Origin of the sequence: Glaciimonas immobilis, assembly GCF_011947285.1 — a bacterium.
Lineage (GTDB): Bacteria > Pseudomonadota > Gammaproteobacteria > Burkholderiales > Burkholderiaceae_D > Glaciimonas > Glaciimonas immobilis.
The window spans coordinates 1-26,954 of sequence record NZ_JAAOZT010000010.1 but is presented as its reverse complement, the minus strand read 5'-3'; the positions used below and the strand labels follow the sequence as shown (position 1 = coordinate 26,954).

At 52.7% G+C, this 26,954-nt stretch carries 22 protein-coding genes and 1 pseudogene; 14 read left to right on the top strand and 9 right to left on the bottom strand.

All coding sequences use genetic code 11. The features are described from left to right. Positions 1-47: 47 nt before the first annotated feature. Both HAV38_RS16590 and HAV38_RS16585 read left to right on the top strand, forming a co-directional pair. Complete coding sequence (locus HAV38_RS16590; protein WP_245182407.1) at positions 48-2,210, top strand: xanthine dehydrogenase family protein molybdopterin-binding subunit; 2,163 nt, start codon at positions 48-50, stop codon at positions 2,208-2,210. Between the two features lie 197 nt (positions 2,211-2,407). Next, positions 2,408-3,646: a M20/M25/M40 family metallo-hydrolase gene (locus HAV38_RS16585; protein WP_168056511.1), complete on the top strand. Its 1,239-nt coding sequence runs from the start codon at positions 2,408-2,410 to the stop codon at positions 3,644-3,646. Between the two features lie 86 nt (positions 3,647-3,732). On the opposite strand, the gene HAV38_RS16580 is transcribed toward HAV38_RS16585, so the two are convergent. Further along, the gene (locus tag HAV38_RS16580) at positions 3,733-5,823 is read right to left on the bottom strand and encodes a putative bifunctional diguanylate cyclase/phosphodiesterase (protein ID WP_168056510.1); all 2,091 of its coding nucleotides are present in this window, start codon (positions 5,821-5,823) and stop codon (positions 3,733-3,735) included. A 523-nt stretch (positions 5,824-6,346) separates the two neighbouring features. Between HAV38_RS16580 and HAV38_RS16575 the strand changes: the two genes are divergently transcribed. From HAV38_RS16575 to ettA, 3 genes are all read left to right on the top strand, one after another. Then, entirely contained in the window at positions 6,347-7,585 is a 1,239-nt protein-coding gene (locus HAV38_RS16575; protein WP_168056509.1) for a Bcr/CflA family multidrug efflux MFS transporter, read from the top strand. 189 nt (positions 7,586-7,774) lie between these two features. Continuing rightward, on the top strand, positions 7,775-8,653 hold the full coding sequence (gene rarD / locus HAV38_RS16570; protein ID WP_168056508.1) for an EamA family transporter RarD: 879 nt from the start codon (positions 7,775-7,777) through the stop codon (positions 8,651-8,653). Positions 8,654-8,964: 311 nt separating this feature from the next. Then, on the top strand, positions 8,965-10,632 hold the full coding sequence (ettA, locus tag HAV38_RS16565) for an energy-dependent translational throttle protein EttA (RefSeq protein WP_168056507.1): 1,668 nt from the start codon (positions 8,965-8,967) through the stop codon (positions 10,630-10,632). Between the two features lie 55 nt (positions 10,633-10,687). Here the strand turns inward: ettA and HAV38_RS16560 are convergent, their stop codons facing one another. Further along, the gene (locus HAV38_RS16560) at positions 10,688-11,602 is read right to left on the bottom strand and encodes a LysR family transcriptional regulator ArgP (protein ID WP_168056506.1); all 915 of its coding nucleotides are present in this window, start codon (positions 11,600-11,602) and stop codon (positions 10,688-10,690) included. 164 nt (positions 11,603-11,766) lie between these two features. On the opposite strand from HAV38_RS16560, the gene HAV38_RS16555 reads away from it, so the two are divergent. From HAV38_RS16555 to HAV38_RS16545, 3 genes are all read left to right on the top strand, one after another. Further along, complete coding sequence (locus tag HAV38_RS16555; protein WP_168056505.1) at positions 11,767-12,375, top strand: LysE/ArgO family amino acid transporter; 609 nt, start codon at positions 11,767-11,769, stop codon at positions 12,373-12,375. 22 nt (positions 12,376-12,397) lie between these two features. Beyond that, the gene (locus HAV38_RS16550; protein WP_168056504.1) at positions 12,398-13,525 is read left to right on the top strand and encodes an asparaginase; all 1,128 of its coding nucleotides are present in this window, start codon (positions 12,398-12,400) and stop codon (positions 13,523-13,525) included. A 221-nt stretch (positions 13,526-13,746) separates the two neighbouring features. Beyond that, a complete protein-coding gene (locus HAV38_RS16545) occupies positions 13,747-14,049 on the top strand; it encodes a TonB-dependent receptor (RefSeq protein ID WP_168056503.1) in 303 nt (100 codons plus the stop codon). A gap of 245 nt (positions 14,050-14,294) precedes the next feature. Here HAV38_RS16545 and HAV38_RS16540 read toward each other — a convergent pair whose 3' ends face one another. Further along, positions 14,295-15,215: a mechanosensitive ion channel family protein gene (locus tag HAV38_RS16540; protein ID WP_168056502.1), complete on the bottom strand. Its 921-nt coding sequence runs from the start codon at positions 15,213-15,215 to the stop codon at positions 14,295-14,297. Positions 15,216-15,540: 325 nt separating this feature from the next. Between HAV38_RS16540 and hisC the strand changes: the two genes are divergently transcribed. The 3 genes from hisC to HAV38_RS16525 all read left to right on the top strand — a co-directional run bounded on the left by hisC (position 15,541) and on the right by HAV38_RS16525 (position 18,963). After that, a complete protein-coding gene (gene hisC / locus HAV38_RS16535) occupies positions 15,541-16,614 on the top strand; it encodes a histidinol-phosphate transaminase (RefSeq protein ID WP_168056501.1) in 1,074 nt (357 codons plus the stop codon). A 197-nt stretch (positions 16,615-16,811) separates the two neighbouring features. After that, positions 16,812-17,963: an MFS transporter gene (locus HAV38_RS16530; protein WP_168056500.1), complete on the top strand. Its 1,152-nt coding sequence runs from the start codon at positions 16,812-16,814 to the stop codon at positions 17,961-17,963. A 250-nt stretch (positions 17,964-18,213) separates the two neighbouring features. Then, positions 18,214-18,963, top strand: a complete 750-nt coding sequence (locus HAV38_RS16525; RefSeq protein ID WP_168056499.1) for an META and DUF4377 domain-containing protein — start codon at positions 18,214-18,216, stop codon at positions 18,961-18,963. Positions 18,964-19,340: 377 nt separating this feature from the next. On the opposite strand, the gene HAV38_RS16520 is transcribed toward HAV38_RS16525, so the two are convergent. Then, positions 19,341-20,300 carry an NAD(P)H-dependent flavin oxidoreductase gene (locus tag HAV38_RS16520; protein WP_168056498.1) on the bottom strand — a complete coding sequence of 320 codons (960 nt, stop codon included), beginning with the start codon at positions 20,298-20,300 and terminating at the stop codon, positions 19,341-19,343. Positions 20,301-20,586: 286 nt separating this feature from the next. On the opposite strand from HAV38_RS16520, the gene HAV38_RS16515 reads away from it, so the two are divergent. The 3 genes from HAV38_RS16515 (at position 20,587) to HAV38_RS16505 (ending at position 21,639) form a co-directional block, all read left to right on the top strand. Further along, positions 20,587-20,877: a nucleotidyltransferase family protein gene (locus HAV38_RS16515; protein WP_168056497.1), complete on the top strand. Its 291-nt coding sequence runs from the start codon at positions 20,587-20,589 to the stop codon at positions 20,875-20,877. Further along, on the top strand, positions 20,874-21,158 hold the full coding sequence (locus HAV38_RS16510; protein ID WP_168056496.1) for a HepT-like ribonuclease domain-containing protein: 285 nt from the start codon (positions 20,874-20,876) through the stop codon (positions 21,156-21,158). Before HAV38_RS16515 ends, HAV38_RS16510 begins: the two co-directional genes overlap by 4 nt. A 91-nt stretch (positions 21,159-21,249) precedes the next feature. Continuing rightward, positions 21,250-21,639 carry a VOC family protein gene (locus HAV38_RS16505; RefSeq protein WP_168056495.1) on the top strand — a complete coding sequence of 130 codons (390 nt, stop codon included), beginning with the start codon at positions 21,250-21,252 and terminating at the stop codon, positions 21,637-21,639. A 40-nt stretch (positions 21,640-21,679) separates the two neighbouring features. On the opposite strand, the pseudogene HAV38_RS16500 reads toward HAV38_RS16505, so the two are convergent. The 5 genes and pseudogenes from HAV38_RS16500 to HAV38_RS16480 form a co-directional block, all read right to left on the bottom strand. Further along, positions 21,680-23,089: pseudogene (locus HAV38_RS16500) on the bottom strand (alanine/glycine:cation symporter family protein); the annotation flags it as partial. A 444-nt stretch (positions 23,090-23,533) separates the two neighbouring features. Beyond that, complete coding sequence (locus HAV38_RS16495) at positions 23,534-24,448, bottom strand: MBL fold metallo-hydrolase (protein ID WP_245182403.1); 915 nt, start codon at positions 24,446-24,448, stop codon at positions 23,534-23,536. A gap of 18 nt (positions 24,449-24,466) precedes the next feature. Then, on the bottom strand, positions 24,467-24,973 hold the full coding sequence (locus HAV38_RS16490; RefSeq protein ID WP_168056493.1) for a YbaK/EbsC family protein: 507 nt from the start codon (positions 24,971-24,973) through the stop codon (positions 24,467-24,469). Positions 24,974-25,103: 130 nt separating this feature from the next. Continuing rightward, positions 25,104-25,373: a hypothetical protein gene (locus HAV38_RS16485; RefSeq protein WP_168056492.1), complete on the bottom strand. Its 270-nt coding sequence runs from the start codon at positions 25,371-25,373 to the stop codon at positions 25,104-25,106. Positions 25,374-25,607: 234 nt separating this feature from the next. Next, on the bottom strand, positions 25,608-25,913 hold the full coding sequence (locus HAV38_RS16480) for a hypothetical protein (protein ID WP_168056491.1): 306 nt from the start codon (positions 25,911-25,913) through the stop codon (positions 25,608-25,610). Positions 25,914-26,954: the final 1,041 nt, after the last annotated feature.

Here is a 26,954-nt window from a genome sequence, read left to right as displayed (position 1 = left end):
ACGTGCCGAGTCATTTTCCTATCACCAATGTCAGCCGTCGGCGCTTCATGCAAACCAGTGGCGGCCTCGTTTTAGGCTTGCAACTTGGCTCGCTAATGGCCGCCACCGGCACCGGCGCTGCTTTTGAACCTAACGCATTTGTTCAGATCAGCGCCGATGGCAGCATCACAATTTTAGCTAAACATCTTGAAATGGGACAAGGCGTGTACACCGGTCTCGCCACTTTGATCGCCGAAGAACTGGATGCAGACTGGCGCCATGTGCGCGCCGAAGGCGCGCCAGCCGACACCAAACTCTATCAAAACACGGGATGGGGTATCCAGGGCACGGGCGGCAGTAGCTCCATTGCCAATTCCTACGAACAAATGCGCAAGGCGGGAGCCACCGCGCGTGCGATGCTGGTATCGGCAGCGGCCGCCAAATGGAACGTCGCACCAGAAAGCATTACCATCACTAAAAGTGTCGTGCATCATGCCGCATCGCGCCGTGCCGCGGGTTTTGGTGAGCTAGCCGCCGCAGCGGCGACACAACCAGTGCCGACCGACGTTAAATTGAAATCACCGAAGGATTTCAAGCTGGTAGGCAACCCCACATTGCCGCGCCTGGACAGTCCGACCAAGACCGATGGCACCGCAATGTTTACGCAAGATATGAAGTTGCCCGGCATGCTGGTCGCCGTACCGTTGCATCCGGTCCGCTTTGGTGCGACCGTCAAGACTGTCAATGCTGTCAAGGCTAAAGCGATCCCTGGCGTCGTGGCAGTCGTACAGTTTGCCGGCACGCCGCGCAGCTTTGCAGGCGTCGCCGTGCTGGCCACCAATACCTGGGCTGCGCGTCAGGGACGCAATGCGCTGGAAGTTGAATGGGATGAAACCCATGCTTATAAAAAGGGATCGCCCGAAATTCTGGCGCAGTATCGCGCCGCACTTAAGAAGCCGGGCATGATCGCTAAAAAAGTCGGGAACGTCGATACGGCGCTAGTGAAGCCCGCCATCTTGATCGAAGCGGACTATGAAGTACCGTTCCTGGCGCATGCGGCGATGGAACCGTTGAATTGTCTGGTCCAGCTTGGCGAGACTACTTGCGAAATCTGGAACGGTGAGCAGTTTCAGACCATCGACCAAGGTTCAGTTGCAAAATTTTTGAACCTCCCAGCGGAAAAGATCAAGATCAACCAGCTCTATGCGGGCGGGAGTTTTGGTCGCCGTGCCAATCCGCACAGCGATTATCTGCTGGAAGCAGTCTCCATCGCTAAATCGGCACGCGAACAAGGCGTTAGGGTGCCAGTCAAGATGGTATGGATGCGTGAAGACGATACCCGCGGCGGCTATTACCGCCCAATAAACGTGCACCGTGCGCGCCTGGCACTCGACGCGCAGGGACGTTTGTCGGCCTGGCATGTCCGCATGGCCGGACAGTCGATCATGGAGGGTAGCGCATTTGCGGGCGTGATTAAGGATGGTATTGATCCGACCTCAGTGGAAGGGCAAGCTGATTTGCCTTACAACATACCCAATCTTCAGGTCGAGCTATATACGCCCCAAGATGTTGGTGTGCCGATTCAGTGGTTTCGCTCGGTCGGCCATACGCATAGCGCCTTTTCATCCGAAGGGTTGATGGATGAAGCGGCCATTGCCGCTGGCAAGGACCCACTGGCGTTTCGCCTGTCGATGCTCACCAGCCATCCGCGCCATAGTGGCGTGCTGCAGCTGGCGGCGCGGCAGGCAGGCTGGTCCAAACCGCTGGCACCGGGCGCCAAAGGCGAGCGGCGCGGGCGGGGTCTGGCGGTACATGAGTCGTTCAATACTTTCGTCGCGCAAGTAGCCGAAATCACGGTCAAAGCGAATGGCACTTTTAAGGTCGATCGCATTGTTTGCGCGGTCGATTGCGGCGTCGCGGTCAATCCCGACGTCATTAAGGCGCAAATGGAAGGCGGTATCGGCTTCGGTCTGGCCGCTGCCCTGCACGGTGCAATCACCCTGAAAGACGGTGTGGTCGAACAGTCGAATTTCCATGACTATCAGGTCTTGCGCATTAATGAGATGCCAAAGATCGAAGTATTTATCGTAACCTCGACCGAAAAATCTACCGGCGTCGGTGAACCGGGCGTGCCACCGGTCGCACCAGCCGTCGTTAATGCGATTTTTAGTGCAATGGGGAAACGCTTGCGGACGCTGCCGATTGGCAATCAACTTACGCAGAAAGCTTAAGCAAATGGAACGTGCGGGCATATCCGCACGTTCCGTCCCTGGATACGTTAAGTATTCTGGTATCAACTAGTATCAACCGTCAAAAATCAACCAGTATTAACCCGTATTAACCGTCAAAAACAACGACCAGATTGAGAACAAACGTGCATATGGACGTAAAATAAAAAACCCTTCCTTACCCCATATTCCCGTACATCATGGCAAACCCAGACACCGCTACGCAACTATCCACATGGATTGATGACCACTTCGATGAGGAAGTCGCTTTCCTTCAGACCATTGTCCGTATCCCCACCGACACACCGCCCGGCAACAATGCGCCCCACGCAGAGGTGGTGGCAGAGTTGATTGGCGCCATGGGATGGGCAGTTGAAAAACATCCGGTGCCAGCAGAGACCGTGCATGCGTACGGCATGGAAAGCATTACCAATCTGATCGTTCGGCGGCGTTACGATGCCAGCGGCCCCACCATCGCGCTCAATGCGCATGGCGACGTGGTCCCGCCGGGCGACGGCTGGACCACACTTCCGTATGGCGGCGAGATTGTGGATGGGCGCATATACGGTCGGGCTACGGCGGTATCGAAAGGTGATTTCGCTACTTTTATTTTTGCGGTGCGCGCGCTGGAAGCGCTAGGCGTCCCGTTAAAAGGATCGTTGGAATTACACTTTACTTATGATGAAGAATTCGGCGGTTTGCTCGGTCCGGGCTGGTTGCTGGAGAATAAGCTGACCACGCCGGATTATGTGATTGCACCCGGCTTCAGCTATAACGTGGTGACCGCGCACAATGCGTGTTTGCAATTTGAGATCACCGTGCACGGCAAAGCGACCCATGGGTCAGCGCCGGAAACCGGTCATGATGCGTTGCAGGCTGCGACGCTGATTTTGCAAGCGATTTACGCGCGGTTGCCGGGCCTTAAGGCAATCAATTCAGCCATACCCGGCATTACGCATCCGACCATGATCGTCGGTCGCATTGATGGCGGCACCAACACCAACGTCGTACCGGGGAAGGTTGTGCTCAAAATGGATCGCCGCATGATCCCGGAAGAAGACCCGACTCAGGTTGAAAGCGACGTACGCGCCATGATCGCAGACGCCGTTGCCGGACAACCGGGCATCCGCGTAGAAATAAAACGTTTGTTGCTGGCGCGTGCGCTACGTCCACTCCCGGGGCATGAAAAACTATCTGCAAGCCTGCAAAAAAATGCAGAAGCGATATTTGGCGAGCCGATTACTACCGAGGGTTCAGCGCTTTACACAGACGCCAGGCTGTATGGCGAACAAGGTATTCCAGTCGTCCTGTACGGCGCTGGTCCTCGCACATTGAGTGAGTCTAACGCCAAGCAGGCCGACGAAAATTTGGCGCTTGATGATTTGCGCAAGGCGACTAAAGTAGTCTCGATGACGCTGCTGGATTTTTTACAGGCCTAGCCATAGCGCCGCTTTGCCGTCGTCTGATTGTTCCCCGTCGCGATCAAGCGGTGCTTAGAAGGACGACCACGATCAAGGCGGCTAAGCTATTCTGTCGATTGCTGGCGCGCCAGCATTTCAGTGATCACTCCCGCAGGCACCGGTTCGCTGAACAAAAATCCCTGATACTGGTCACATCCAATCTGTCTCAAAAATCGCAACTGTTCGATTTTAGCGACGCCCTCCGCTATGACCGTCAATTGCAGGCTATGCGCCAGCGTGACGATAGTATGAACAATTGCGCGGTCCTCTTGATTGCTATCGAGTAACTGGACAAAAGAGCGATCAATCTTAATTTCACTCAGCGGAAAGCGGCGTAAATAACTCAGGCTGGAATAGCCGGTCCCAAAATCATCAACCGACACTCGCACACCCAAGTGTGCCAGTTCACGCAGAACATCAATGGCGGCTTCCGGATTACCCATCAGAGATCCCTCGGTCAACTCCAGAATAATGCTAGCTGTGGAAATTCCATGCCGCGATAAAATAGTAATCGTGCTATCGACCAGATCGCGTTGTAAAAACTGATGTGCCGACAGGTTCACTGAGATAGGGATGGGCCTGCCTGCCGCCGCATCCAACATCAATTCCCGGTTTTGCCATAGACGGCTTTGGCGACATGCGGCCTCCAGTACCCATTCTCCGAGCGCTACGATCAGCCCACTTTCTTCTGCCAGCGGAATGAATCTGGTCGGTGGCACCAAACCGTATTCAGGGTGCTGCCAACGTAAAAGCCCTTCCACGCCGACAATTTTTCCCGACTGTATATCGACCTTGGGCTGGTAATACATCCGAAATTCATTCTCGCGCAAAGCCGGACGCAAACCGCTTTCCAAATTCACTCGATTACGATTGCGCTCGTGCATTTCCGGAGTAAAAAATTGGTAGTTGTTGCGACCATGCAGCTTCACATGCGACATCGCCATGTCGGCGCGGGCCAATAATGATTCCGCGGTATCGCCATCGTGCGGATAGGTGCTAATGCCGATTGACGCCGTCAGGTGTACCTCATGCAAAGGCACATACAGCGGAGGCCTCAGCAACGTCATCAGGTTTTCTGCCAGTCGCGCGGCGTCGGACTGGTCCGCTAACTCCCTGAGCACCACGAACTCGTCGCCGCTCAGACGCACCAACATATCGCTGGCATTAAGCTTTTGGCTGATACGCAGCACAAACGCGTTGAGTAACTGATCGCCCACAGCACGTCCCAGTGATTCATTGACAGTTTTCAGGCGGTCGATATTGAGGTGCAGGATAGCCAACAGTGGCTTGTCGGTATTGTTGGCGGCGATAATTTTAGCGATTTTTTTAATCAATAATAAGCGATTAGGCAAGCTGGTTAACGCGTCGTGCGTGCCTAAAAAAGCCAGCTTTGAGTGGACTGTTTTAAGCGAGGCGCTCAGCGCATTTGCATAGCGGCGACTACGCATATCAATCAGCGCCAATAAGAGCACGAACGCGAGAATCGTCATAGTAAAGCCAGCGACAGAAAACGTGAGCCAGTTGTGGTCCAGTCCATCGTTCAGCACATCTAGTGGCTGTGCGCCAAAACGGGACGCCGCCATGTTGGTGAATTGCATTCCGGTAATCGCCAGGCCCATGATGAACGCAGCAGAAAATCGCGTCAGCGTGGAGTGCCAGGCGACACCTCCGCGTAAGCGAAATGCTAGCCATAAGGCGACAATCGAACCGACTATTCCCACCGCGACCGAGACTAAAAACAGCGCCGGATCATAAGTAATTCCCTGACCTGGCGTGATAGCTTCTATTGCGACGTAGTGCATTGTCACGAGACCAAGGCCGATGATGACGCCGCCGGCAATAAGACTGCGACTTCCCCGGCGCGTCGCCTTGAGCAGTAATAAGGCGAATAACGACAACGCTATTGCCGTCACCCACGAAAGGACGGTTTCCCTGATGCTATAGGACACCGCTATCGGCAAATAAAAGGCAATCATGCCCATAAAGTGCATTCCCCAAATGCCGGTGCCCATGGTAATACCGCCGCCCATTAACCATGCCAGCGCCTGGCCTCTGCGAGCACGACTAACGCGCCCGGCCAGTATCAATGCAATATAGGAAGCAGTCACGGCAACAACGAAGGACAATAAATAGAGCGCTGGAATAGGTGCGTTCATTAAATAAAATTGCTCATGAAGTGCAATCAAGATTCAGTCGATTAGTTGACGCTTCAGGCAGCGTAAAGTTCTGCGGTTCTGTGGCTGGCACCAAAATATTAATGGTGTTCTGTTTGCGTTTTGCGGCGACAACCTAAAATGGTTAACCCGTTATTTCTTTCTGGACCGACTTATTTTTTGGTGGTTTTCTGCGCTTATTTTTTGATGAATTAGATTACCGCTACAGGTGCTTTAGCAGCGTTTATTCAACCGCCACAACTTTACTTTCAGCGCGATATAGAGACGTCACTTATTTGCCTCGCGGCAAAAAAATCCAGTATGCTTTAAAATACGTTGGCGCTTATTCGCCGCTTAGTAAAAATTTTTGCAAAGTATCTCTCTGTTTCCACCGGATTCTTTTCTGTCGACACTAATTGTCAGGCTTTGATGGCATCGACACAGCGTGATCGGCACAAAATATTTTGCTAGGGCGCTTTTTTTAGTCAACGTAAACGGTCTCTCCCCGCACACTTCAACACTATTCATGGCTAACAACAACGACCCTACAGCGCAAGAGAAATTGCTGCCTGGCTGGCTTATCCTGCTCGGCGCACTGACCGCGATTGGCTCCCTTTCGATTGATATGTACCTCCCAAGTTTCCCCACTATCGCAAAAGATTTGGCAGTCGGAAGCAATCTGGTGCAACTGACCCTCGCCAGTTTTTTGGTAGGGTTGGCGGTTGGTCAAATTTTTTACGGACCGCTGAGCGATCACTTCGGTCGCAAGCCGCCGCTCTACTTCGGACTTGGCTTATATACGTTGGCATCGCTGGCCTGCCTGTTCGCACCGAATGTCACGATGCTGATCATCGGCCGCTTCATGCAAGGGTTGGGCGGCTGCGCGGGGATGGTCGTCGGCCGGGCCGTGATCCGGGACCGCATGGGCGCGGCGGGATCTGCCAAAGCGTTTTCGTTATTGATGCTGGTCATGGGCATCTCGCCCATTCTTGCGCCGCTGATCGGGGGAATGGTGTTAAAGCTGTGGGGATGGCGCGTGATCTTTGCTGGCCTTACGTGCTTCGGACTGCTCTGTCTGATCATGATTCATACCACTATGCAAGAAACCCTTGTGCGCAAAGAATCGACCCCTTTGCATCTGGGCCGGATATTAAAGCAATATGGCGCGTTACTGGTTGATCGCCAATTTTTGGCTTACGCTTTATGCGGCGGCCTGTTGCAGGGAGGTATGTTCGCGTATATCAGTGGCTCCCCTTTTGTACTGATCGAATTGCACGGTATTAAGCCAGAAAATTTCGGCTGGGTATTTGGGGTCAACGCTGTCGGCCTGATCGGCGCATCGCAGGTGAACGCACGACTGGTCGGCAAGCACACACCGGATAAAATATTAGGACGTGCGTTGTGGTTGCCTGCCGGTTTAACGCTGGTCATTGCGCTACTGGTTGCCGCAGGCGTCAATAATTTGCCGTTACTGCTGATCGGCTTTTTTGGTTTTCTTGCGTGCTACGGCTTTATCAGTCCCAACGCATCGGCCATCGCTCTGGCGCATCAAGGTCATCAAGCCGGGACCGCTTCGGCATTAATGGGCACGCTACAATTTTCTCTCGGCATCATGTCCGGCGTCAGTATGAGTTTATGGCACGATGGGACTGCGCTGCCATTGATGACGGTGATGGCAATCTGCGCGCTCGGGGCATTGCTGTTGCATCGCATTATCGCCAGCCCGGAATATCATCGCTTGCTAAAGTCTGGCGCTAAATCGTAAAGCAATTATCGCCCAACCATTACGGTCGCTAACACCTGTATTAACAGGTGTTAAAACAGGCGTACTAAGAAGCGTGCTAACAAGCCTTTTAACAAGCAGTTTAGTTGCGGATAAAATGCCCGCAATTTTTTTGAGTAGAATACGCAAGCACTCCCGGTCAACACGGTACATCTTACAGTCAGCTCACTCATGCAAGCAGGTATGCTTTACGCGTTCGCTTCTTACGCCTTATGGGGCCTTTTCCCGGTTTACTTCAAGGCATTGCAGGATATACCGCCCGTAGACATCGTCATGCATCGGATGCTGTGGTCATTTCTGTTCCTGCTGGTGGTTCTGGCTTTTCGCAGGCAATGGGACTGGATAGTCCCGGTTCTGCGGCAACCGCGCGTTATCGGCGGCTTTACCGCCAGCGCACTTTTACTGGCGACAAATTGGGTCACTTATGTCTGGGCATGCAATAACGACCATTTGGTAGATGCCAGTTTGGGTTATTTCATTAGTCCGCTGGTCAGTGTCGGACTGGGCTTTATGTTTTTAGGGGAGCGGCCCCGATTTATTCAGTGGCTATCGATCATCGTCGCCGCCAGTACCGTCGTCTGGCTTAGCTGGCAAACCGGACATCCGCCGTGGATTTCGCTGGCGCTGGCCGCTAGCTTTGGCGGCTACGGCTTGCTGCGCAAAACCGCCAGTCTTGGCGCCCTTCCCGGCCTGGCGTTAGAAACTGCACTGGTGTTACCGCTAACTTTGGCTTATCTGTTTTATAGCACGCTTCACGGTCAAAATAGTTTCATGGCCGCATCGTCCTCGTCGCGTTGGTTGCTGGCGGCGGCGGGTCCTATTACCTCGATTCCACTCCTGCTGTTCGCTGCTGGCGCACGCCGGATTCCGCTGTCACTGCTAGGCTTATTGCAGTACATTACGCCGACTATTCAGTTACTGCTGGGCGTCCTGATTTACAAAGAACAGCTGGATGGAGACAAAATGCTGGGATTCGCAGTAATCTGGAGCGCGCTGGCATTGTATACGGCAGAGGGCTTGTGGCGTGCGCGACCAAGCATCCGGAAGTAATCTGATCTGCGTAAAAATTCAAAAGCTAGCGCAATCGCCAGCGACTGAGGAGACGATCTTGATCGTGCGGCGACAGTTGATGGTCGATAGTAGATAGTCATCCCCGGGCACTTCGGTTATCCTTATCATCCTGCGAGCGGTTACCGCACAATTTTTTTCTGGGCTTCGCACGCACTGCCCACATATCGTCATCCCGTTTGCCGAGATAGCTTGTTATTTCGGTAAGACTGAGCGCTTTTAGACAAAGTGGATGCGATGGCAGTTTGCCTCGGCCTCACCTCCTTTTTCTGACACTTCACGAGAAGATCATCATGGCGCAATACGTATATACAATGAACAAGGTCGGCAAGATCGTGCCGCCAAAACGACAAATTCTGAAGGATATCTCACTGTCGTTTTTCCCCGGTGCAAAGATCGGTGTGCTAGGCCTGAACGGCTCTGGCAAATCGACCTTGCTTAAAATTATGGCTGGCATCGATACCGACATTCAGGGCGAAGCGACGCCTATGCCGGGCTTGAACATCGGTTACTTGCCCCAAGAACCGCAGCTAGATCCCGAACAAACTGTGCGACAAGCGGTTGAAGGCGGTCTGGGCGAGGCCTTTGAAGCCCGCGCTAAGCTGGATGCCGTGTATGCTGCCTACGCAGAACCGGATGCTGATTTCGATGCGTTGGCAACTGAGCAAGGTCGTCTGGAGGCCATCATATCGACCTCCGACGGTGGCAATCTGGAATTACAGCTTGAGATGGCCGCGGACGCATTACGTTTGCCACCATGGGACGCCATCATCGGCGTACTATCCGGTGGAGAGAAACGTCGGGTTGCATTGTGTCGTTTGCTATTATCCAAACCAGACATGCTTCTGCTGGACGAGCCGACCAACCATCTGGACGCCGAATCAGTCGATTGGCTGGAGCAATTTTTGCAACGCTTTCCCGGCACGGTCGTGGGTATCACCCATGATCGCTACTTTTTGGACAATGCCGCTGAATGGATTCTCGAACTGGATCGTGGCCACGGCATTCCTTGGAAGGGCAATTACAGCTCATGGCTTGAGCAAAAAAGCGACCGCCTGAAGCAAGAAGAAGCAACCGAATCATCGCGCCAGAAAACCATCGCCAAAGAGCTGGAATGGGTACGCCAGAACCCGAAGGGACGGCAGGCCAAGAGTAAGGCACGTTTGGCGCGCTTCAATGAATTGAGCGAACACGAATACCAAAAGCGTAATGAAACTTCGGAAATTTTTATTCCGGTGGCAGAGCGCCTGGGTAACGAAGTCATCGAATTCAAGAACGTATCCAAGTCTTTCGGCGACCGCTTGTTAATCGACGATCTGAGTTTTACCGTGCCAGCAGGCGCTATTGTCGGCATCATCGGTCCTAACGGTGCTGGTAAATCGACGTTATTTAAGATGATTACCGGCAAGGAACAGCCGGACAGTGGCGAAGTCGTACTCGGCCAGACTGCACGCGTTTCCATCGTTGACCAACATCGCGACGCGTTATCGGACGGCAAAACGGTGTTTGAGGATGTCTCTGGCGGTGCCGACATTCTGACCGTAGGCCGCTTTGAAATGGCATCGCGCGCTTATCTGGGACGCTTCAACTTCAAAGGTGGCGACCAGCAAAAAATCGTCGGCAATCTGTCCGGTGGTGAGCGTGGTCGCCTGCATCTGGCAAAAACACTACTGCAAGGTGGCAATGTTCTGTTGCTTGATGAACCGTCTAACGATCTGGATGTTGAAACTTTGCGCGCCTTGGAAGACGCCCTGCTGGAGTTTGCCGGTAGCGTCATGGTGATCTCCCATGATCGCTGGTTCCTGGATCGGATTGCTACCCATATCCTGGCGTTCGAGAGTAATTCGCAAGTCACGTTCTTTGATGGCAACTATCAGGAATATGAAGCCGATAAGCGCAAGCGTCTGGGTGAAGAAGGTGCCAAGCCTAAGCGGATTCGGTATAAGCCGGTAACGCGATAGGGCTTTGCGGGCGAATGCGATAATAAATATCCATCGATATTCTGCCCGTTGTTTTCTATTTTAAGTTGTCGTCCTCGGGCTGCGTATAATTCAAACTCTGCCGGGCAATGTCGATGATGTGCCGCGATAACGACGCCGTTAGCGGCGTATGAATATTCCATGCATGCCACACCAGCGGCACATCAATACCTTCGCCCGGACATAAGTCCACCAACTGTCCGGAGGCTAACGCAGTCGCAATCTGCACCGTCGGCAACATCCCGTAACCGAAACCCCTTTGAATAAATTTCTCAAACGCATCGACTGAGGCAATCGAATGATGCGGATAGGCGCTCTGCCATCCCAAACGCTGACGCAGAAACCGCGCATGCAATGCGTCTTTTTGGTTAAAAACAACCGCGGGCGCTTGCGCTACTGCCGCCGTGGTAAATCCGTATTTAAACCAAGTCCTGGCAAACGCGGGCGATGCCGCGCAAATATAGCGTTCCACCCCCAGCGGCGTGGCAGTGGTGCCTGCCACTGGTGTCATCGAACTGGTCACACACCCAAAAACGCTGCCTTCTCGCAATAATTGCAGCGTATGGTCTTGATCGTCTATTAAGACGGTTAATTGGCATTGCGGCGGTTTAAGCACCGGCGCAAGCGCATCGGGCAACCATGTTGCCAGCGTATCTGCGTTGACCGCGATAGCAATCTCCGGCAGGCTGGCCGGTTCGCCTATGTCGGACTCAAGTGCTGCCTCCATTAACTTAACCTGTCGGTAATGCGCAATCAGACGCTGCCCGAGCGTGGTGGCAAACGGTGGTTGCGCACGCACAATTAATAACTGGCCGCTCAGCTCTTCCAAGGTCCGTATCCGCTGCGATATTGCCGACTGGCTAACGTGCAAGGATAGTGCTGCCTTCTCAAAACTTCCTAGCCCAACGACGGCATCCAATGCCGCCAAACCACGGTAATCAACATTTTTCATATCGCGCTCTTTTTAAGCCTTATTTATTAGCCTTATTTATTAGCCTTATTTATTAGCCTTATTTATTAGTACTAGTATTAGCACTACTTATTAAGTAGTAGATTCATTCATTTTACTTATGTTAGATCGCGCAGTAAACTTTCTTCATTAACAAGGGAGTCAACATGGAAAGCGCAGCATTTATCAAAGGGTTGGGACTGGGCGGTGGCCTGATCATCGCTATCGGCGCTCAGAACGCGTTCATCTTGCGGCAGGGGTTGCAACGTCAGTATGTACTCACATCGGTGTTGATTTGCGGGCTATGCGATGCCTTGCTGATTGCGTTAGGGGTGGCTGGCGTCGGCGCATTGATTGCTGAAAATCCAGCGTTATTTGCGTTCTCCAAATGGGGCGGCGCTGCGTTTTTGACGTGGTGCGGTATTCGCTCCGCCATGGCTGCCTGGAAGCCGGGCGCGCTGATGACCACCACCGCGCCACTGGCACCGCAGCGTTACGCGGCAGTAATCGCCAGTGCGCTGGCATTTAGCTTACTCAATCCCCACGCGTTGCTGGACACCGTTGTTTTATTGGGATCCGTGGGTGGGCAAGAGATCGGCATGGGTCGGGTATTGTTCGCCGCTGGCGCGATACTAGCCTCGTCGCTCTGGTTTATCAGCCTGGGATTCGGCGCACGGTTTGCAGCACCGCTTTTTGCCAAGCCTGTGGCATGGCGAATACTTGACAGCATCATTGCCGTGGTAATGTGGGGGATTGCAACTTCACTTTTGCTGTGAGGCGTTTACACCTGAGGCATCCATGCAATCGCATACATTGAACGCCCCTTTTCCGGCCTGTATCCGGCGGCTGTTTTTTACGCTACTTTTATCGGGCGCTGTTACCAGCGTCGTCGCCCAAGAGTTGCAGCCCGTGTCAGCTGAAAGTCCGACCCAAGGTTTACCCAACGTGACGGTCCTCGGCACCGGCGGCACGATTGCCGGAACGGGTGCTAACAGGACGGCGATGGTAGGCTACAAGGCCGCAACCGTCGCCATTGATACATTAATTGCCTCAATCCCGGAGTTGAATAAAGTCGCCAACATAAAAACTGAGCAGATATTTCAGGTTGCCAGCGAAAGCATGACGGTTGATCAATGGTTAAAGCTGGCAAAGCGGGTTAACGTACTGCTGGCTCAGCCCCACGTAGACGGGATCGTGATTACCCACGGCACCGACACCATCGAAGAAACTGCCTATTTTCTCGACCTCACGGTGAAGAGTCACAAGCCGGTCGTGATGGTCGGTGCCATGCGTCCATCCAACGCGCTGTCGGCAGACGGTCCGCTCAATTTATACAATGCGGTGTTGCTTGCAGGTAGCAAAGAAGCCATCGGCAAGGGCGTTCTGGTGGCATTAAACGACCAGATTAATGCGGCCCGTGACGTCACCAAGACCAATACCTCTACAACCGATGCCTTTAAATCGACCGAGCTGGGCGTGCTCGGCTATGTTCAAGGACGTAAAGTGTATTTCTACCGTCAGTCGACGCGAAAAAATACGCTGGATACGGAATTCGATATCAGTAATTTGGCTGTTTTACCCAGAGTGGACATCGTCTACGGCTACGCTGACATGGACAGCGCGGCTCTCGATGGGCAGGTGGCAGCGGGTGCCAAAGGCATCATTCATGCAGGTGTGGGGAATGGCAGTGTCGCCGCCCAGATGAAAGTGCCGCTCCTTGCTGCCCGCAAAAAAGGCGTTATCATCGTACGTGCCAGCCGTGTCGGCCAAGGTATTGTCGCCCGGAACGGCGAGGCCAGCGACGACGCACTGGACTTCGTGGTGGCGGATACGCTCAATGCTCAAAAAGCGCGCGTATTGCTCATGCTGGGATTGACCAGAACGACTAGTCCGCAGGAAATTCAGCGGATGTTTTACACCTATTGATTCTTATCAACGTATCGTCGATATGCAGACCACCCTCCGCTCGCTTTATTGTTGCGATCACTGTGTCCCGTGAAACAAAACTAGCGATCTGATTACTGAATACTTCGCCCGGATCGCCACCGTGTGTACTTTGCTAACCTTAGCACCAGACTAGACAATATTCACAGGCATGCATTGTGCTTCTTTTTCCTGTTCTGATTTCTTGGCAGGGGAGTGAATAGATGAAATCAACGCTTGCAGCCGGAAAAGTATGCACATGGAAACGAAAACAATCAGGACGCGAATGGTCCGTTGGGGGCTACACGATCTTCAATCTGGACACGCATTACAACTTAGCGTCAAACTGGCAGGTATTTGCTAAGGTAAGTAACCTTTTCATTAAGAATTACAGTACTTTCCTTGAAAAAAACATGTACACCGCGCAAAATGAACTGGCGGTCGTGCCATCCACCAGTCGAGGCTTCCGGGTTGGCTTGACATGTCAATTTGACGACAAAAAATCCGCCTCGGCCACTAACGATTAATCTTACTGACGCTTCGCGCGCGTGATGTTGTCTTAGAACTGGTACACGCTCTCACTGCATTGCAGGCCGTCACCGGGATTAAAAAAATGGCGGATGGGATTAGCTCCCATCCGCCATTTATTTTGTCTTCAGATTTTTCTCACAAGGTCTGAGACGCCCGTCGAGCCGCTTAGCCTTTTCGATGATTTATTGCCTCGCCTGACCTTTCATCTCCGCTCACACTTAGCGATGCCGTTCATTTCCTATTAATTAACGGTGCCGCTAGTCGGTTGCGGAGTTGATCCTAAACTCCCTTTTGAAGATGCGGGATCTGGTAATGGCAAGGATGATTGATGTGCCTTGTTTTCCCGCCGTAATTCTTGCACCGGAAATGGGATCGAAAATCCAATCGTATCCAGTGTCGGCTTGATACGCTGGTTGATATCCCAGCACACTGCCCAATAATCAGAGGTCATGGTCCAAAACCGTATTTTCAGCATTACCGCGCTTTCGGCATGATCGCTGACGACGACCAACGGCGCTGGGGTCTTTAAGATGCGTGCGTCGGCCTCCAGCATGTCAGTTAATGCACGGATCGCTATGGCCGGATCGTTTTTATAATCGATGCCAATTGGCAAATCCATACGGCGCCGGTCATGCCGACTAAAATTGGTTACCGCACTGTTCCATAATTGATTGTTCGGCACAAACAGACATACGCCATCGGCTTTGGTCAGCTTCGTGGCAAAAAGGCCGATTTCGTTGACCGTGCCCTCCGCGTTACTGTTTGCGATGTATTCACCGACCTGAAAAGGTCGCAAAAATAGCAGCATCATGCCAGCCGCAATGTTTTGCAATGTGCCTTGCAAAGCCAGACCTATTGCCAAACTGGCTGCGCCCAATACAGCAATAATACTGGCTGTTTGTACACCAAACTGTCCCAATACCGCGATAACCGTGATCAACCGGATAAGCCACAGGAGCACGCTGCGTAAGACCGGTCGCAACGTCGCATCCACTTTGGAGCGTATCATCAAGCGCTCAAAAGCACGCGACAGCTTGGATGAGAACCACCATCCCAACATCAATATAATAATTGCCAGTAACGCATTCACCGCGTAGTGCAATGAAGATGTAGCCAAAAACGTCCAAAGCGTACGAAGTTGGTCAATGGCAAAAGTATTCAAAAGTAAACTCCTATTCAATTACAAACAAGCTAAAAAGCAGATCATAGAGAGATGAATGCACGCTACAGACCCGGTATATTTTGACTTGCGTCTAGTACCCCCTAAAGTCTCGGCCCATCTAAAGTTCGCAGTTAGGTACAGAATCCCCCATTTAGTTGCAATATCAGCCCCGATCTGAGTAGTTAGGTACAATTCATTGCAATAAGTCCTCCACAGCACTCTATTCGCCAGTACCGAGAATAATAAGGCAGCAATGCAGCGTGATACTTTGCGCGGGTTTGCTACTATATCGGCTTACGCATCCGCCACCCACTTGATTGATCCCATGAGCAAATTTTGGAGTCCCATTGTCAGTCGTCTGACGCCTTACACCCCAGGCGAGCAGCCAAAGATCAATAATTTGATCAAACTGAATACTAACGAAAATCCGTACGGCCCGTCACCGCTGGCGATCGCAGCGATTCAGCGCGAAGCCGCCGACACGTTGCGACTGTATCCAAATCCTGACTCGGAACCGCTTAAGCTCGCTATCGCCGCGCAAAATGCAGAATACGGTGTAACGCCTGCGCACATCTTTGTTGGCAATGGTTCCGATGAGGTATTGGCGCACGCGTTCCAGGCATTGTTGCAGCACGATGAGCCGATTCTGTATCCAGACATTACGTACAGTTTTTATCCGACCTACTCACGCTTGTATCAGGTCGCTTATAAGACGATACCGCTTTCCGACGACTTCATGATTGAGGTAGATGATTATCTTGAGGCGGGCAAAAACGGCGGTATCATTTTTCCGAATCCAAATGCGCCCACCGGATGTCTGTTGCCTTTATCCGAAGTTGAGCGTCTGGTCGCGGCACAGCCCGACAGCGTCGTGATTGTGGATGAGGCTTACATCGACTTTGGCGGCGACAGCGCGATTCCACTCGTATCACGTTATCCTAATCTGCTAGTCGTACAGACTTTGTCCAAATCGCGTTCGCTGGCTGGCCTACGGGTTGGGTTTGCTGTGGGTCATCCCGATCTGATCGCAGCACTTGAGCGGGTCAAAAATAGCTTCAACTCCTATCCGCTGGATCGACTGGCGATTGCCGGTGCCACCGCGGCAATGCAGGACCAAGCCCATTTCGACCGCACGCGTCTGGCCGTCATGAATACCCGCACCGGGCTGGTTACCGGTTTGAACGCCCTTGGTTTCGAGGTATTGCCCTCTGCCGCCAATTTCGTCTTTGCCCGTCATCCGCACCACGATGCTGCAATCCTTTCTGCGGGATTGCGCGCCGATGGCGTCATCGTGCGTCATTTCACCAATGAGCGCATTGCCCAATTTTTACGCATTACTGTGGGCTCGGATAGCGATTGTCACGCGTTGCTGACCGCATTGCCAAAGCATTTACTATAAGGAATTGCGCAAAATCGCCCCATCGGCGTTGTGCTTTCCTTGCCGCATGCTTGGTACTGGCGTACTGTCTGCGTCGGCAGGGTTGACAACTTCGTTGCTGGGACGGTTTTGCGTGACTCCTGCGTTTTTGGATCGCTCAACAACGTTGTTCTCCTAGCCGCCTGCGCGCCCGGTTTTTGTCACGTATCTTGATACCAATGTCTAGTGAAATTGTGTTTCCCGCACCTCATATCAGCCGATTACGTCTGGTAGCACTTCCGCTGCTGTTCGTTTTGCTGGGGATGGTTTATGCCACTTGGGCCTCGCGCATACCGGCAATACGCGATGCCTTGCAACTCGACCCTGCCGAGCTGAGTCTGGTGTTGCTCTGCGCCGGGATTGGTGCAGTGGGTTCGTTTCCGTTGGCGGCGTGGCTGACAGGTCATTTCGGCGCGCGTCACAGTGCGGGGTATGCCGGTATCGGATTATTGCTCACGATGCCTTGTCTGGCGCTGGCCCCCAATATGGCGTGGCTGATGCTGGCCATGACCTGCCTCGGTCTGGGTTCCGGCTGCTTCGATGTCGCTATTAATGCGCTCGGGGCAACCGCGGAGAAAGTTGCTGGACGCTCCATCATGTCACTGTTACACGCATGGTTCTGCGTAGGGACGCTATCCGGCGCGCTGATCGGAAGCGCTTTTGCGGGGATTGAGATGTCCCCGTTTTGCCATTTCGGATTGTTATCCATCGTGTTCGCGGTGCCACTGCGTCTTTGCTACAACGCCTTACCTAATGACCGCCCGGAGCCATCTGTCGGCAAGAAATATTTTTCCATGCCGCATGGGCCATTGATCGTGCTGGGCGTCATCGGATTTTGCGGTGCCATTGTCGAGGGTTCAGTCGCCGACTGGAGTGGCGTCTATATGAAAGACTGGCTGCATGCCACCGACGGCGTAGCGCCGCTGGCTTTTGCGGCCTTTGCTGGCATGATGTTGATCACCCGACTGATAGGCGATCGTCTCAAGGAACGCTTTAATGCACGCAAGGTCGTTACCGCTGGCGCATTGGTCGCAAGTGTCGGAATGTTTATCGCACTCGTCGCGCCCAACGTCGCCAGCTCAATCGCTGGCTTTGCGTTAACCGGCGTTGGCGTTGCGACTGTCTTCCCTTTTGTATTTAGCGCTGCGGGTCGCCATGGTTCCACCGCGCTGGCTGGGGTCGCCACACTGAGTTATGGCGGTGGTTTGATCGGGCCACCAATGATCGGTTTTTTGGCCCATGGATTTGGCCTGCACGCAGCGCTAGTGCTAGTCGGCGTGCTATGTCTGGCCGTGGCCTTAGCGGCCAGCCGGGCCAGATGGTTAGAGTAAGTCTGGCGATGATTGAAGGCGTACTTGGTCGCTTAAGAATCGGATTAATCGCTTTAAGCCAGTTTAATACGCACCGGAAGGCCCTCTGGGATAGGGCTGGGCGGGTAACTATATTGACCAACATTGATGATTGCGACCTAGTTCCACACAGGCCAAAATAGAGGCTATCGCTAAAAACACTCTAACTCCTATAAAATAGTGTCAATTTGCAATACCAATTCCCGCTTACAATGCCCTGGAGCCCGCCGTCATGCCATTTTTGTCTGCTCGTATTTTCGCTCGCACTCTCACCATTATTTGTGTTGCTAGCGTGACACTCGCTGGCTGCGCCAGCCTTTCGTCTGAAAGCACAGCGACGGATGATCCACAATTATTGTCATCGCGTTGGGAGCTCACCAGCTGGCCTGAACATATCATCCCAAACGGTGATAACGGCGATCCGGTTGTGCTCAATTTTAGCGTCGAAAAGGGCGAGGGCCGCGTCAGTGGTCGCGCCTGGTGCAATCAGTTCACCGCGCCTTTCTCGATCCGCGGCCCCGGTCGACTGACGATTGTGGAAGCAGTCACTACCCGCATGGCGTGCGACGAACCAGCGATGCGCTTTGAGGCCGACTTCCTTGAAAAGCTGCAAGCCGTGAATAACTACAAAATCACTGGCAAAAAGTTAAGTATGCAAACCGTCGACGGCAAAACCATGACTTTTCAGGCGCGTGAAAAAGTCGGTGCCACGGCCAAAATAAAATTCATTTACGTGGCCGCCAAAAAAGTACCTTGCTCCACCGGCGTCATGCAGACTACTTGTTATCAGATACGTGAGGACAAAAAAGCCCCGTGGCAACTCTGGTATGGCGACATCATCGGTTTTAAACCATCTCCCGGCGTCCAATATCGGTTGCGCATATTAGAAGAACAGGTGCCCAATCCTGCCGCCGATGCCAGCGCGGTTAAGTGGACGCTGGATATTATTGTGGAGCAGGAGTTGGTGGAATCGCAGAGGTAAGGGAGGAGGCTGAACCTGGTGCGGTGGCAAGCTCTGACTTGACCGCACTTAATCAGTGGATTTCCGAGGTAATTAAATTCTCAACGAAGTTTGATGAACAATTCTCGCCGACACTACAGGCTTGAAATTATAGTGTGACGGCATTTTCTGGCGGCGTTAGGTAGCTACCCTTCATTTCTAACTGCGAAATTCTTAAGCCAAAAATAGACGCTAGTTTGGGTAAGCGTCACCGGCGCATTATAAGAAGCGGCAGAGAACACAACATTAATGCTGTCTCAGCTAACAATCATCGCTGCACGATCCTGTGTGCGGGCGATGGGGCATTGTACTTTGCTCTACGAAACCTCAAATTATTAATACCTACATAACGTAACGGCCTAAAGCGCCAATCGCCGACGTGCAGCCTGATATTCCGCTTGCAGGCGATCTACCATCGCCGCTACTGTCGGCACGTCATCCATTAAGCCAACGCCCTGACCTGCGCCCCAAATATCACGCCAGGCTTTGGCACCGGACGCCCCAGAACCGAAATTCATTTTGTTTTTATCCGCTTCTGGCAGATTATCGGGATCGAGTCCTGCGTTGACGATCGATTTTTTCAGGTAATTGCCGTGGATGCCGGTAAATAAGTTTGTGTACACAATGTCATTCGCGGATGAGTCAACGATGGCCTGCCGGTACGCTTCATCCACATTAGACTCTTTGGTCGCTAACCAGCGCGAGCCGATGTAGGCCAGATCCGCGCCCATTGCTTGTGCCGCAAGAATAGCGTCGCCGGTAGCAATCGCGCCAGACAATGCAATCGTGCCCGAGTAGAACTTTCTGACTTCGCCAACCAGTGCGAACGGCGATAAAGGCCCGGCATGACCGCCCGCGCCGGACGCGACCAGAATCAGGCCATCAACGCCAGCTTCTAATGCTTTTTCTGCGTGACGGATTGAAATCACGTCATGCAAAACAATCCCGCCGTAACTATGAATGGCGTCCATCATCTCTTTTGGTGGCGCGCGCAGACTGGAAATGATAATCGGAACACGATGCTTGACGCACATTTCTACGTCATGCGCCAGACGGTCGTTCGATTGGTGGACAATCTGATTGACGGCGATCGGACCTACTTTGGCGTGTGGGTGTTCGGCCTGATAGGCGGCCAACTCTGCTTGCAATTGTGTCAGCCAGACATCCAGCTCCGCCGCTGGGCGGGCGTTTAACGCTGGAAAGGACCCGACAATCCCCGCCTTGCATTGCGCTGCAACTAAAGCAGGCCCGCTGGCGATAAACATCGGAGAACCGATAACAGGAAGACTCAGGTTTTGCAACACAGCAGGCAGTGACATAACGACCTCTTCAATGGGAATCAAAGAAATGATTATAAAGTGAAAAGAATTAAAAAGTACGGTCGTGCTAGATTTAGCGCTCTAATTGCAAACTTTGGTGAAGCGCATCTTTGGCGGCTATTTCCAAATCGGAAGACATCACTTCCTGATTCTCTTTATTTGACGCGACAACCGACCACCGACGCGACGCGCGCAATCAAGGCGTTGCGATTCGCGAAAATAATTCTTGAAATGTTATTCTCGATCCCTTACCATTTTCAGTGAGTTTCGATAAGAAAGGATGCCCATGCGACCGTCCGTTGTCCTTGACATGAAGCGAAGTGCAGTGCGCGAAGCGGTGAACCGCTTTCGTACGGCGAACCTGCGCGTCTTCGGTTCGGTGCTGCATGGCACCGACCGGGATGGTAGCGACCTTGATCTGTTGGTTGATGCGCTGCCTGGTGCCACGTTATTGGACTTAGGCGGTCTACAAGACGATCTGGAGTCACTGCTCGGCATTCACGTTGATTTGCTGACACCAGGCGACTTGCCGCCAAAGTTTCGAGCAAAGGTGCTCGCGGAGGCGCAACCGGTATGAATGAGAAACGACTGCCCGATTACCTCGAACACATACAGCAGGCTGCAACCGATGTGTGCGCCTTCGTGGAGGGTCTGAGCAAAGACGACTTCCTTGCCGATAAGCGCACCCAGCAGGCCGTCGTCATGAGCTTCATCATCATCGGCGAGGCCGCTACGAAAGTAAAGGAGGGATACGCCGAGTTCACGCTAGCTCACCCTGAAGTCGCATGGCGCAGCATGCGAGGCATGCGCAACCGCATCGCCCACGGCTACTTTGACATTAACCTCGATGTGGTGTGAGAGACGATACAAACCGCGTTACCAGAATTATTGAAGCAACTATCCCTTGTGCAAAACACATCAAACAAAATTTAATCGACGGAGTAACAGCATGATTGATCACACTGGCGTAGTTGTCAGCGATTTCGAGCGCAGCAAGAAGTTCTATCAATCCGCTCTCGCGGCCATCGGCTATGACCTTTTGGCAAAATTCCCTGCCGCTGTTATCGGACACACCGATGTTGCTGGATTCGGTGAAGCAGGCAAGCCGGACTTCTGGATCAGTAAAGGCACGCCAAACCAACCGTCGATTCATGTCGCATTTCGCGTCAATGACAGAAAACTTGTGGATGAGTTTTACAGCGTGGCTTTACTGGCTGGCGGCAAAGACAACGGCAAACCTGGACTGCGGACGCATTTCCACCCCAAATACTACGGTGCCTTTGTGCTCGATCCCGACGGCCACAACATCCAAGCTGTTTGTCATCAGCCGCTGGAGTAAACACAAAGGAAAACTCCCATAATCAATTACGCTAAACCTACCAGACATCCTTAGGCAACGTATCCCGCAGCGCCGGAATAGAATCCCGGGTGAATTGAGGTACCGCAACACCGCGCTTCTTTTGCGCCAGATAATCTCGCCACGCGGCGTAAGCATGTTTACTCAATAGCACAATCGCGATCAGATTAATTACCGCCATTAAACCCATACTGGTATCGGCCATATTCCACACCAACGGCAAGCTGCCGGTAGCGCCGAACATCACCATACCAAGTACGCCAAGGCGGAATACCAACAACAGCATCGGATGCTTACTGATGAACTGCACATTACCCTCTGCATAGGCGTAATTACCCAACACTGATGAGTAGGCAAAGAAGAAAATCGCTACGGTCAGAAATATGCCGCCGCCGCTGCCTAAATGCGCAGTAATCGCGGCATGGGTCAGACTGGCACCCTGCGTGCCGCTACCGGGAACGTATTCGCCGGACAATAAAATAATCAATGCCGTAGCGGTACAAATAATCATCGTGTCCACCACGACGCCCAACATTTGCAATAAACCTTGCGAGACCGGGTGCGAAGTCACTGCTGCTGCTGCCGCGTTTGGGGCTGAGCCCATCCCTGCCTCGTTGGAAAACAATCCCCGTTTTATACCTGTCATCATTGCTACCGTGACCGCGTATCCGGCGGTGCCGCCGACTGCTTGCTCAAGGCCGAACGCGCTTCTAAAAATCAAACTCAAGATGCCCGGCAGTTCATTCACATGCGTCACCAGTACGAAGGCCGCTACCCCGAGGTAACCAAGCGCCATGATCGGCACAATCACTGCGGCAAACTTTGCCACGCGTCGAATACCACCGAAAATAACCGGCGCAGTCAATAACATGAGCGCGAGACCAACCCAATGCCGTGGAATCCCAAAGGAAATATTCATCGTTTCCGCAATCGACTGGACTTGCACCGCATTGAACACAAAGCCAAAAGCCAGGATCAGCGAGAGTGCAAATACGATGCCGAAGATACGGGAGCGCAAGCCAATCTGAATGTAATAACTGGGTCCGCCACGAAATCCGCCGTCCTCACTGCGGACCTTGAAAATCTGGGCTAAGGTCGCTTCCACAAAAGCGGAAGACATGCCAAGCAGTGCCACCACCCACATCCAGAAAATTGCACCCGGACCGCCGACGGTCAATGCGACCGCGACCCCCACAATGTTACCGGTACCAACCCGACTAGCGATGCCGGTGGCAAAGGCTTGAAATCCGGTTATCCCTTCAACAGATTGTCCTGGCTCGCGCTTAAAAAGGTTCGAGCGAAATACTCGCGACTGAATAAAGCCAAAACGAATCGTAAAGAATGCTCCGACGCTTAGCAGCAAATAAATGAGAACGTAGTCCCATAAAATCTGATTAAGGAAGTTCACGATGGGATGAAGGAAGGTTTCAATCATTGCTGGGTTGTCTCCGATAAAAGAAAGGAATGGATTTTTGGGATCGGGATTATAGGACTCCGTAAGACCGCTGTGCTAAAAAATTGTGTGCAAACGCGAAGTCATCACGACTGCTTTTGCACAACTTATTGGCTACTTTTTAGCTACTTATTGGCTACTTAACTGCAACCAGGAGGCGACTGGTTTGCGACGCATAAGCAAGCTGCGCTTCGATTTATGTGCCCTGACGGCAGGTATCGATCGATGAGCAAATCAGACGTCTGGTTGTGGCGCGTTGGACCATGTAGAAGTTAGTGGTCACGCTGGAGTTTATCCGCCAAATGGCGCAATTTAGCACATTGACTGCTGGGTATCGGGATAAAGTCGAAATTTTAGAAAAGTCTTATACCATTCGAGAAAACTCTTAGAAATTTTTCACATTAATCTGTAGAGGCGTACAGATTAATCTGCATTCAGCAAGCTATCGCCGTCCACTTTAGCCGCACCGGCGCGGACCAATTGGGCGATGAGCCAAGTGGTCAACTCGGTGTCCGAGAGATGTAAGTGACGCGCATTGGTCGAGACGATCAGCGGCGTGGTTGCGACGATCCGGCTGACTTCTGCCAGACTAAGTTGCTGATGCTCCAATAGCAAAAACTTGAGCAACACTTTGAGCGCATTTTGCGCGTTGCGAGCAGGCTCGGCAGAAAGATAATCTAATCGTGAGTTGGCGAAAGTCAGCGCACTCGCGATATCGGTAAACGGTTGACCGTGACCGGGAATCACCAGCGCAATATCAAGCTCTGCAATCATCTCCAGCGTCGCCCGCGCTTCTGCAAATCCCGACTCGCCATCGAGCTCGGGGAAAATCACGCCGAAGCCTTTTTCCCACAATGCATCGGCAGAAATCAGCGTCCGATATTGCGGGCAATAAAAAATCAGTGAATGCGGATCGTGCCCCGGTGCGGCCAGCACTTGCCAGCCCACGTCCCCAAGCATGATCTCGTCACCACCTTGCAACGTATCGTCGAAGTTAAAGCGGGCGCATTGCTGACCGGTCGCGAGATAACCTAAAGCGCTCTGGTCCCAATCGCGCACTCTGGAGGCTTCTGCCGCGGGGATGGAGGTGCGACAACCGTAAGCTTGTTGCAGGGCTGCGTTGCCCCCGCAATGGTCGGAGTGGATATGCGTGTTGATCAGCCAGTCGAGCGAGCGGCCTTGTAATACTTCTGCAACCAGCGCGACCGTTTGAGGTGCATGCGTGGCATAGCCGCTATCGATCAGCGCGGTTTGTTCGCGACCAACAAAGAGAATGTTATTGGACGATAACCAGCCGCGTTGCAACACATGTATCGTCGGCGGAAATAAATCACGCAAGGACCCGCTCATGGACAGTTATAAATTCGGAAGTGTGACCAGTGCCACATCGGCTACCGGCGCGGCGGTCATGGCGACCAATTGTTGCGGCGTCAGATTGAATACCGCGTGCGGGTGACCCGCCGCCGCCCAGACGTTATCCAGCGCCAGCAAATCCTGATCAATTAGCATGATAGTTTTGCCAACGTGACCGATTGGACACACGCCGCCGATAGCGTAACCTATCCGCTCCTTAACGAACCGGGCGTCGGCTTTACCCAGCGCGCCAACGATCGCCGCAACCTTAGCCTCGTCCACACGATTGCTGCCGCTGGCAACCACCATCACCGCAGCATCATCGCTGAGGCGGCGAAAAACGATGGACTTAGCGATCTCGGCAACGCTGCATCCCAACCCGGCCGCAGCTTCTGCCGAGGTTTTGCCACTTGCTGGCAACATCACCACCAACTTGTCATGCCCCATTGCTGCCAGCAAATCGGCTACACGCCGGGCGCTATCGGGAATTATCGTTTTTGGTATCAACATGTGGCGCGATCAATGGTCATTGTGCGGTACCTGCCGCCGGGCGGTTGCTTGCCACTATTTATGCTAAGTAACTTATTGCCAAGTTAGCATCAAATGCAGGCGAGCGGTTTAATCAGTCCTTGCTGAATTATTACGCTGCCAATGCCTTGATCAACAATTCTGCGACCAGTTCATTCACGCCAACTTCGCGCTCTTGTGCCAGCGTTTGTATTTGCTGTACCAGGTCGCTATTGAGTTTGACTGCGAATGGCACCAATCCTAGCGACTGATCCAGTTTACGTTGTTCACGACGATCCAGCGCCACCGGAGCGACCTGACCGAACGCGGCGTCAGTGCCCGGCTGCTTCATTTTGCCGGAAAGTTTCATTGCTTGCATTTTTGCCATGCCTGATTTTTTCATTATTTCAGTTCCTGATTAAATTATGTTCGCCATTCTACGCAGTCCCGGCGCTGAAAGCAGACTATTAGGGTATGTTGACATCTATTTCAACCACAGTACCGAAGCCGTGAGCGCCACGAGCGCCCCCCATCAAGCTAAGCGCGAAGCGCATTTGTCATAACACGTAGCGATAGGCCTACATTGCTAGATATGCGCAAAAATCGTTCGACTAGACGACGTTTCGGTACTGATAGGTCAATTACGATAACGGAGGCGCACAATTTCACCATCCTTTGAGTAGTCTTTGGCACTTACAGGAAGTCCATGCAGATCATGGATAGCGACACTGTTGTGGCCTGGTGCAAGGCTTTCGGAAGAAGTGATTGCCAAATCCCCGGCGTGAGCTGAGCTTCTGTCATTTCCACATTTCCTGCCGATAGCCCCCGTAAGTCGCCGCGTCTGACGTGACAGGTCTGCCCGCTTGGCTAGCCGTTGTTGCGCCAGGCCAACGGCTAGCCGTCGTTGCCGCACTTTTGTGCCCAATGTTTTGATGTCCATCATGGAGACCTCCGATAACGCAATATAGACGATCCGAAAAATGTCTAAAATATTAGGCAAATTAATGTTTAATATTAGCAACATGACTAGGGCGTGTTGACATTTAATGTATGAATTAGATTTGTGCTCCGTGGATGCTGATCGGGGGTGGTGCGACAGCCAGTTTTGCTTGGTTCGGTTGATCGATAGCTAAAATGGTTAGCGCTCACCCAGTTTTTCTTGGTTCGGTTGATCGATAGCTAAAATGGTTAGTGCTCCGTGGATGCTTGCCGGGAGTGGCCCGGCGGCCAGTTACTTCTTTCTTGCTTCGGCTAGGCGCCCCCGCAGAAAAAGTAACCAAAAAGAAGGCGACCGCAACGACGCTGCCCTTCGGTTCCCCAAGCGTTTTAGCCATCAGTCGGGTGGAAATACAAACTCGCCTGTGGCTCAAACATGTATTCCCACAATTCCCGACTGACAGCCGAAATAACCGGCATCACCTATGACGGGGTACGTCAACAACAACCGCAACCGCCGCAGCCTTGTTAATTGGAGGGTTGATTGTCTTGGCGATTGAGAGCGCGAATAGTTTAGTACCTTTCTCTCATTGTTTTAGTCATCAGACGGGAATGGAGCGCCGCCGACGTTGACCCATTTGGTTGGTTTGGTTGGTTCGGTTATTCGATAGCTAAAATGGTTAGTGCTCCGTGGATGCTGGCCGGGAGTGGCCCGGCGGCCAGTTACTTCTTTCTTGCTTCGGCTAGGCGCCCCCGCAGAAAAAGTAACCAAAAAGAAGGCGACCGCAGAGGTGCTGCCCTCCCTTTGGTCGGGTCCCCGATTATTTCGACTATCAGCCGGGTCGAAATACCAACTCGCTGGCGCTCAAACATGTATTCCGACAATTCCCGACTGACAGCCGAAATAACCGGCATCACCTATGACGGGGCAGGTCAACAGCAACCGCAACCGCCGCAGCCTTGTTAATTGGATGGTTGATTATCTTGGTTGCGGTCCTTGACGTTGCTGTTGCTGTTGCTGTTGCTGTTGCTGTTGCTGTTGCTGTTG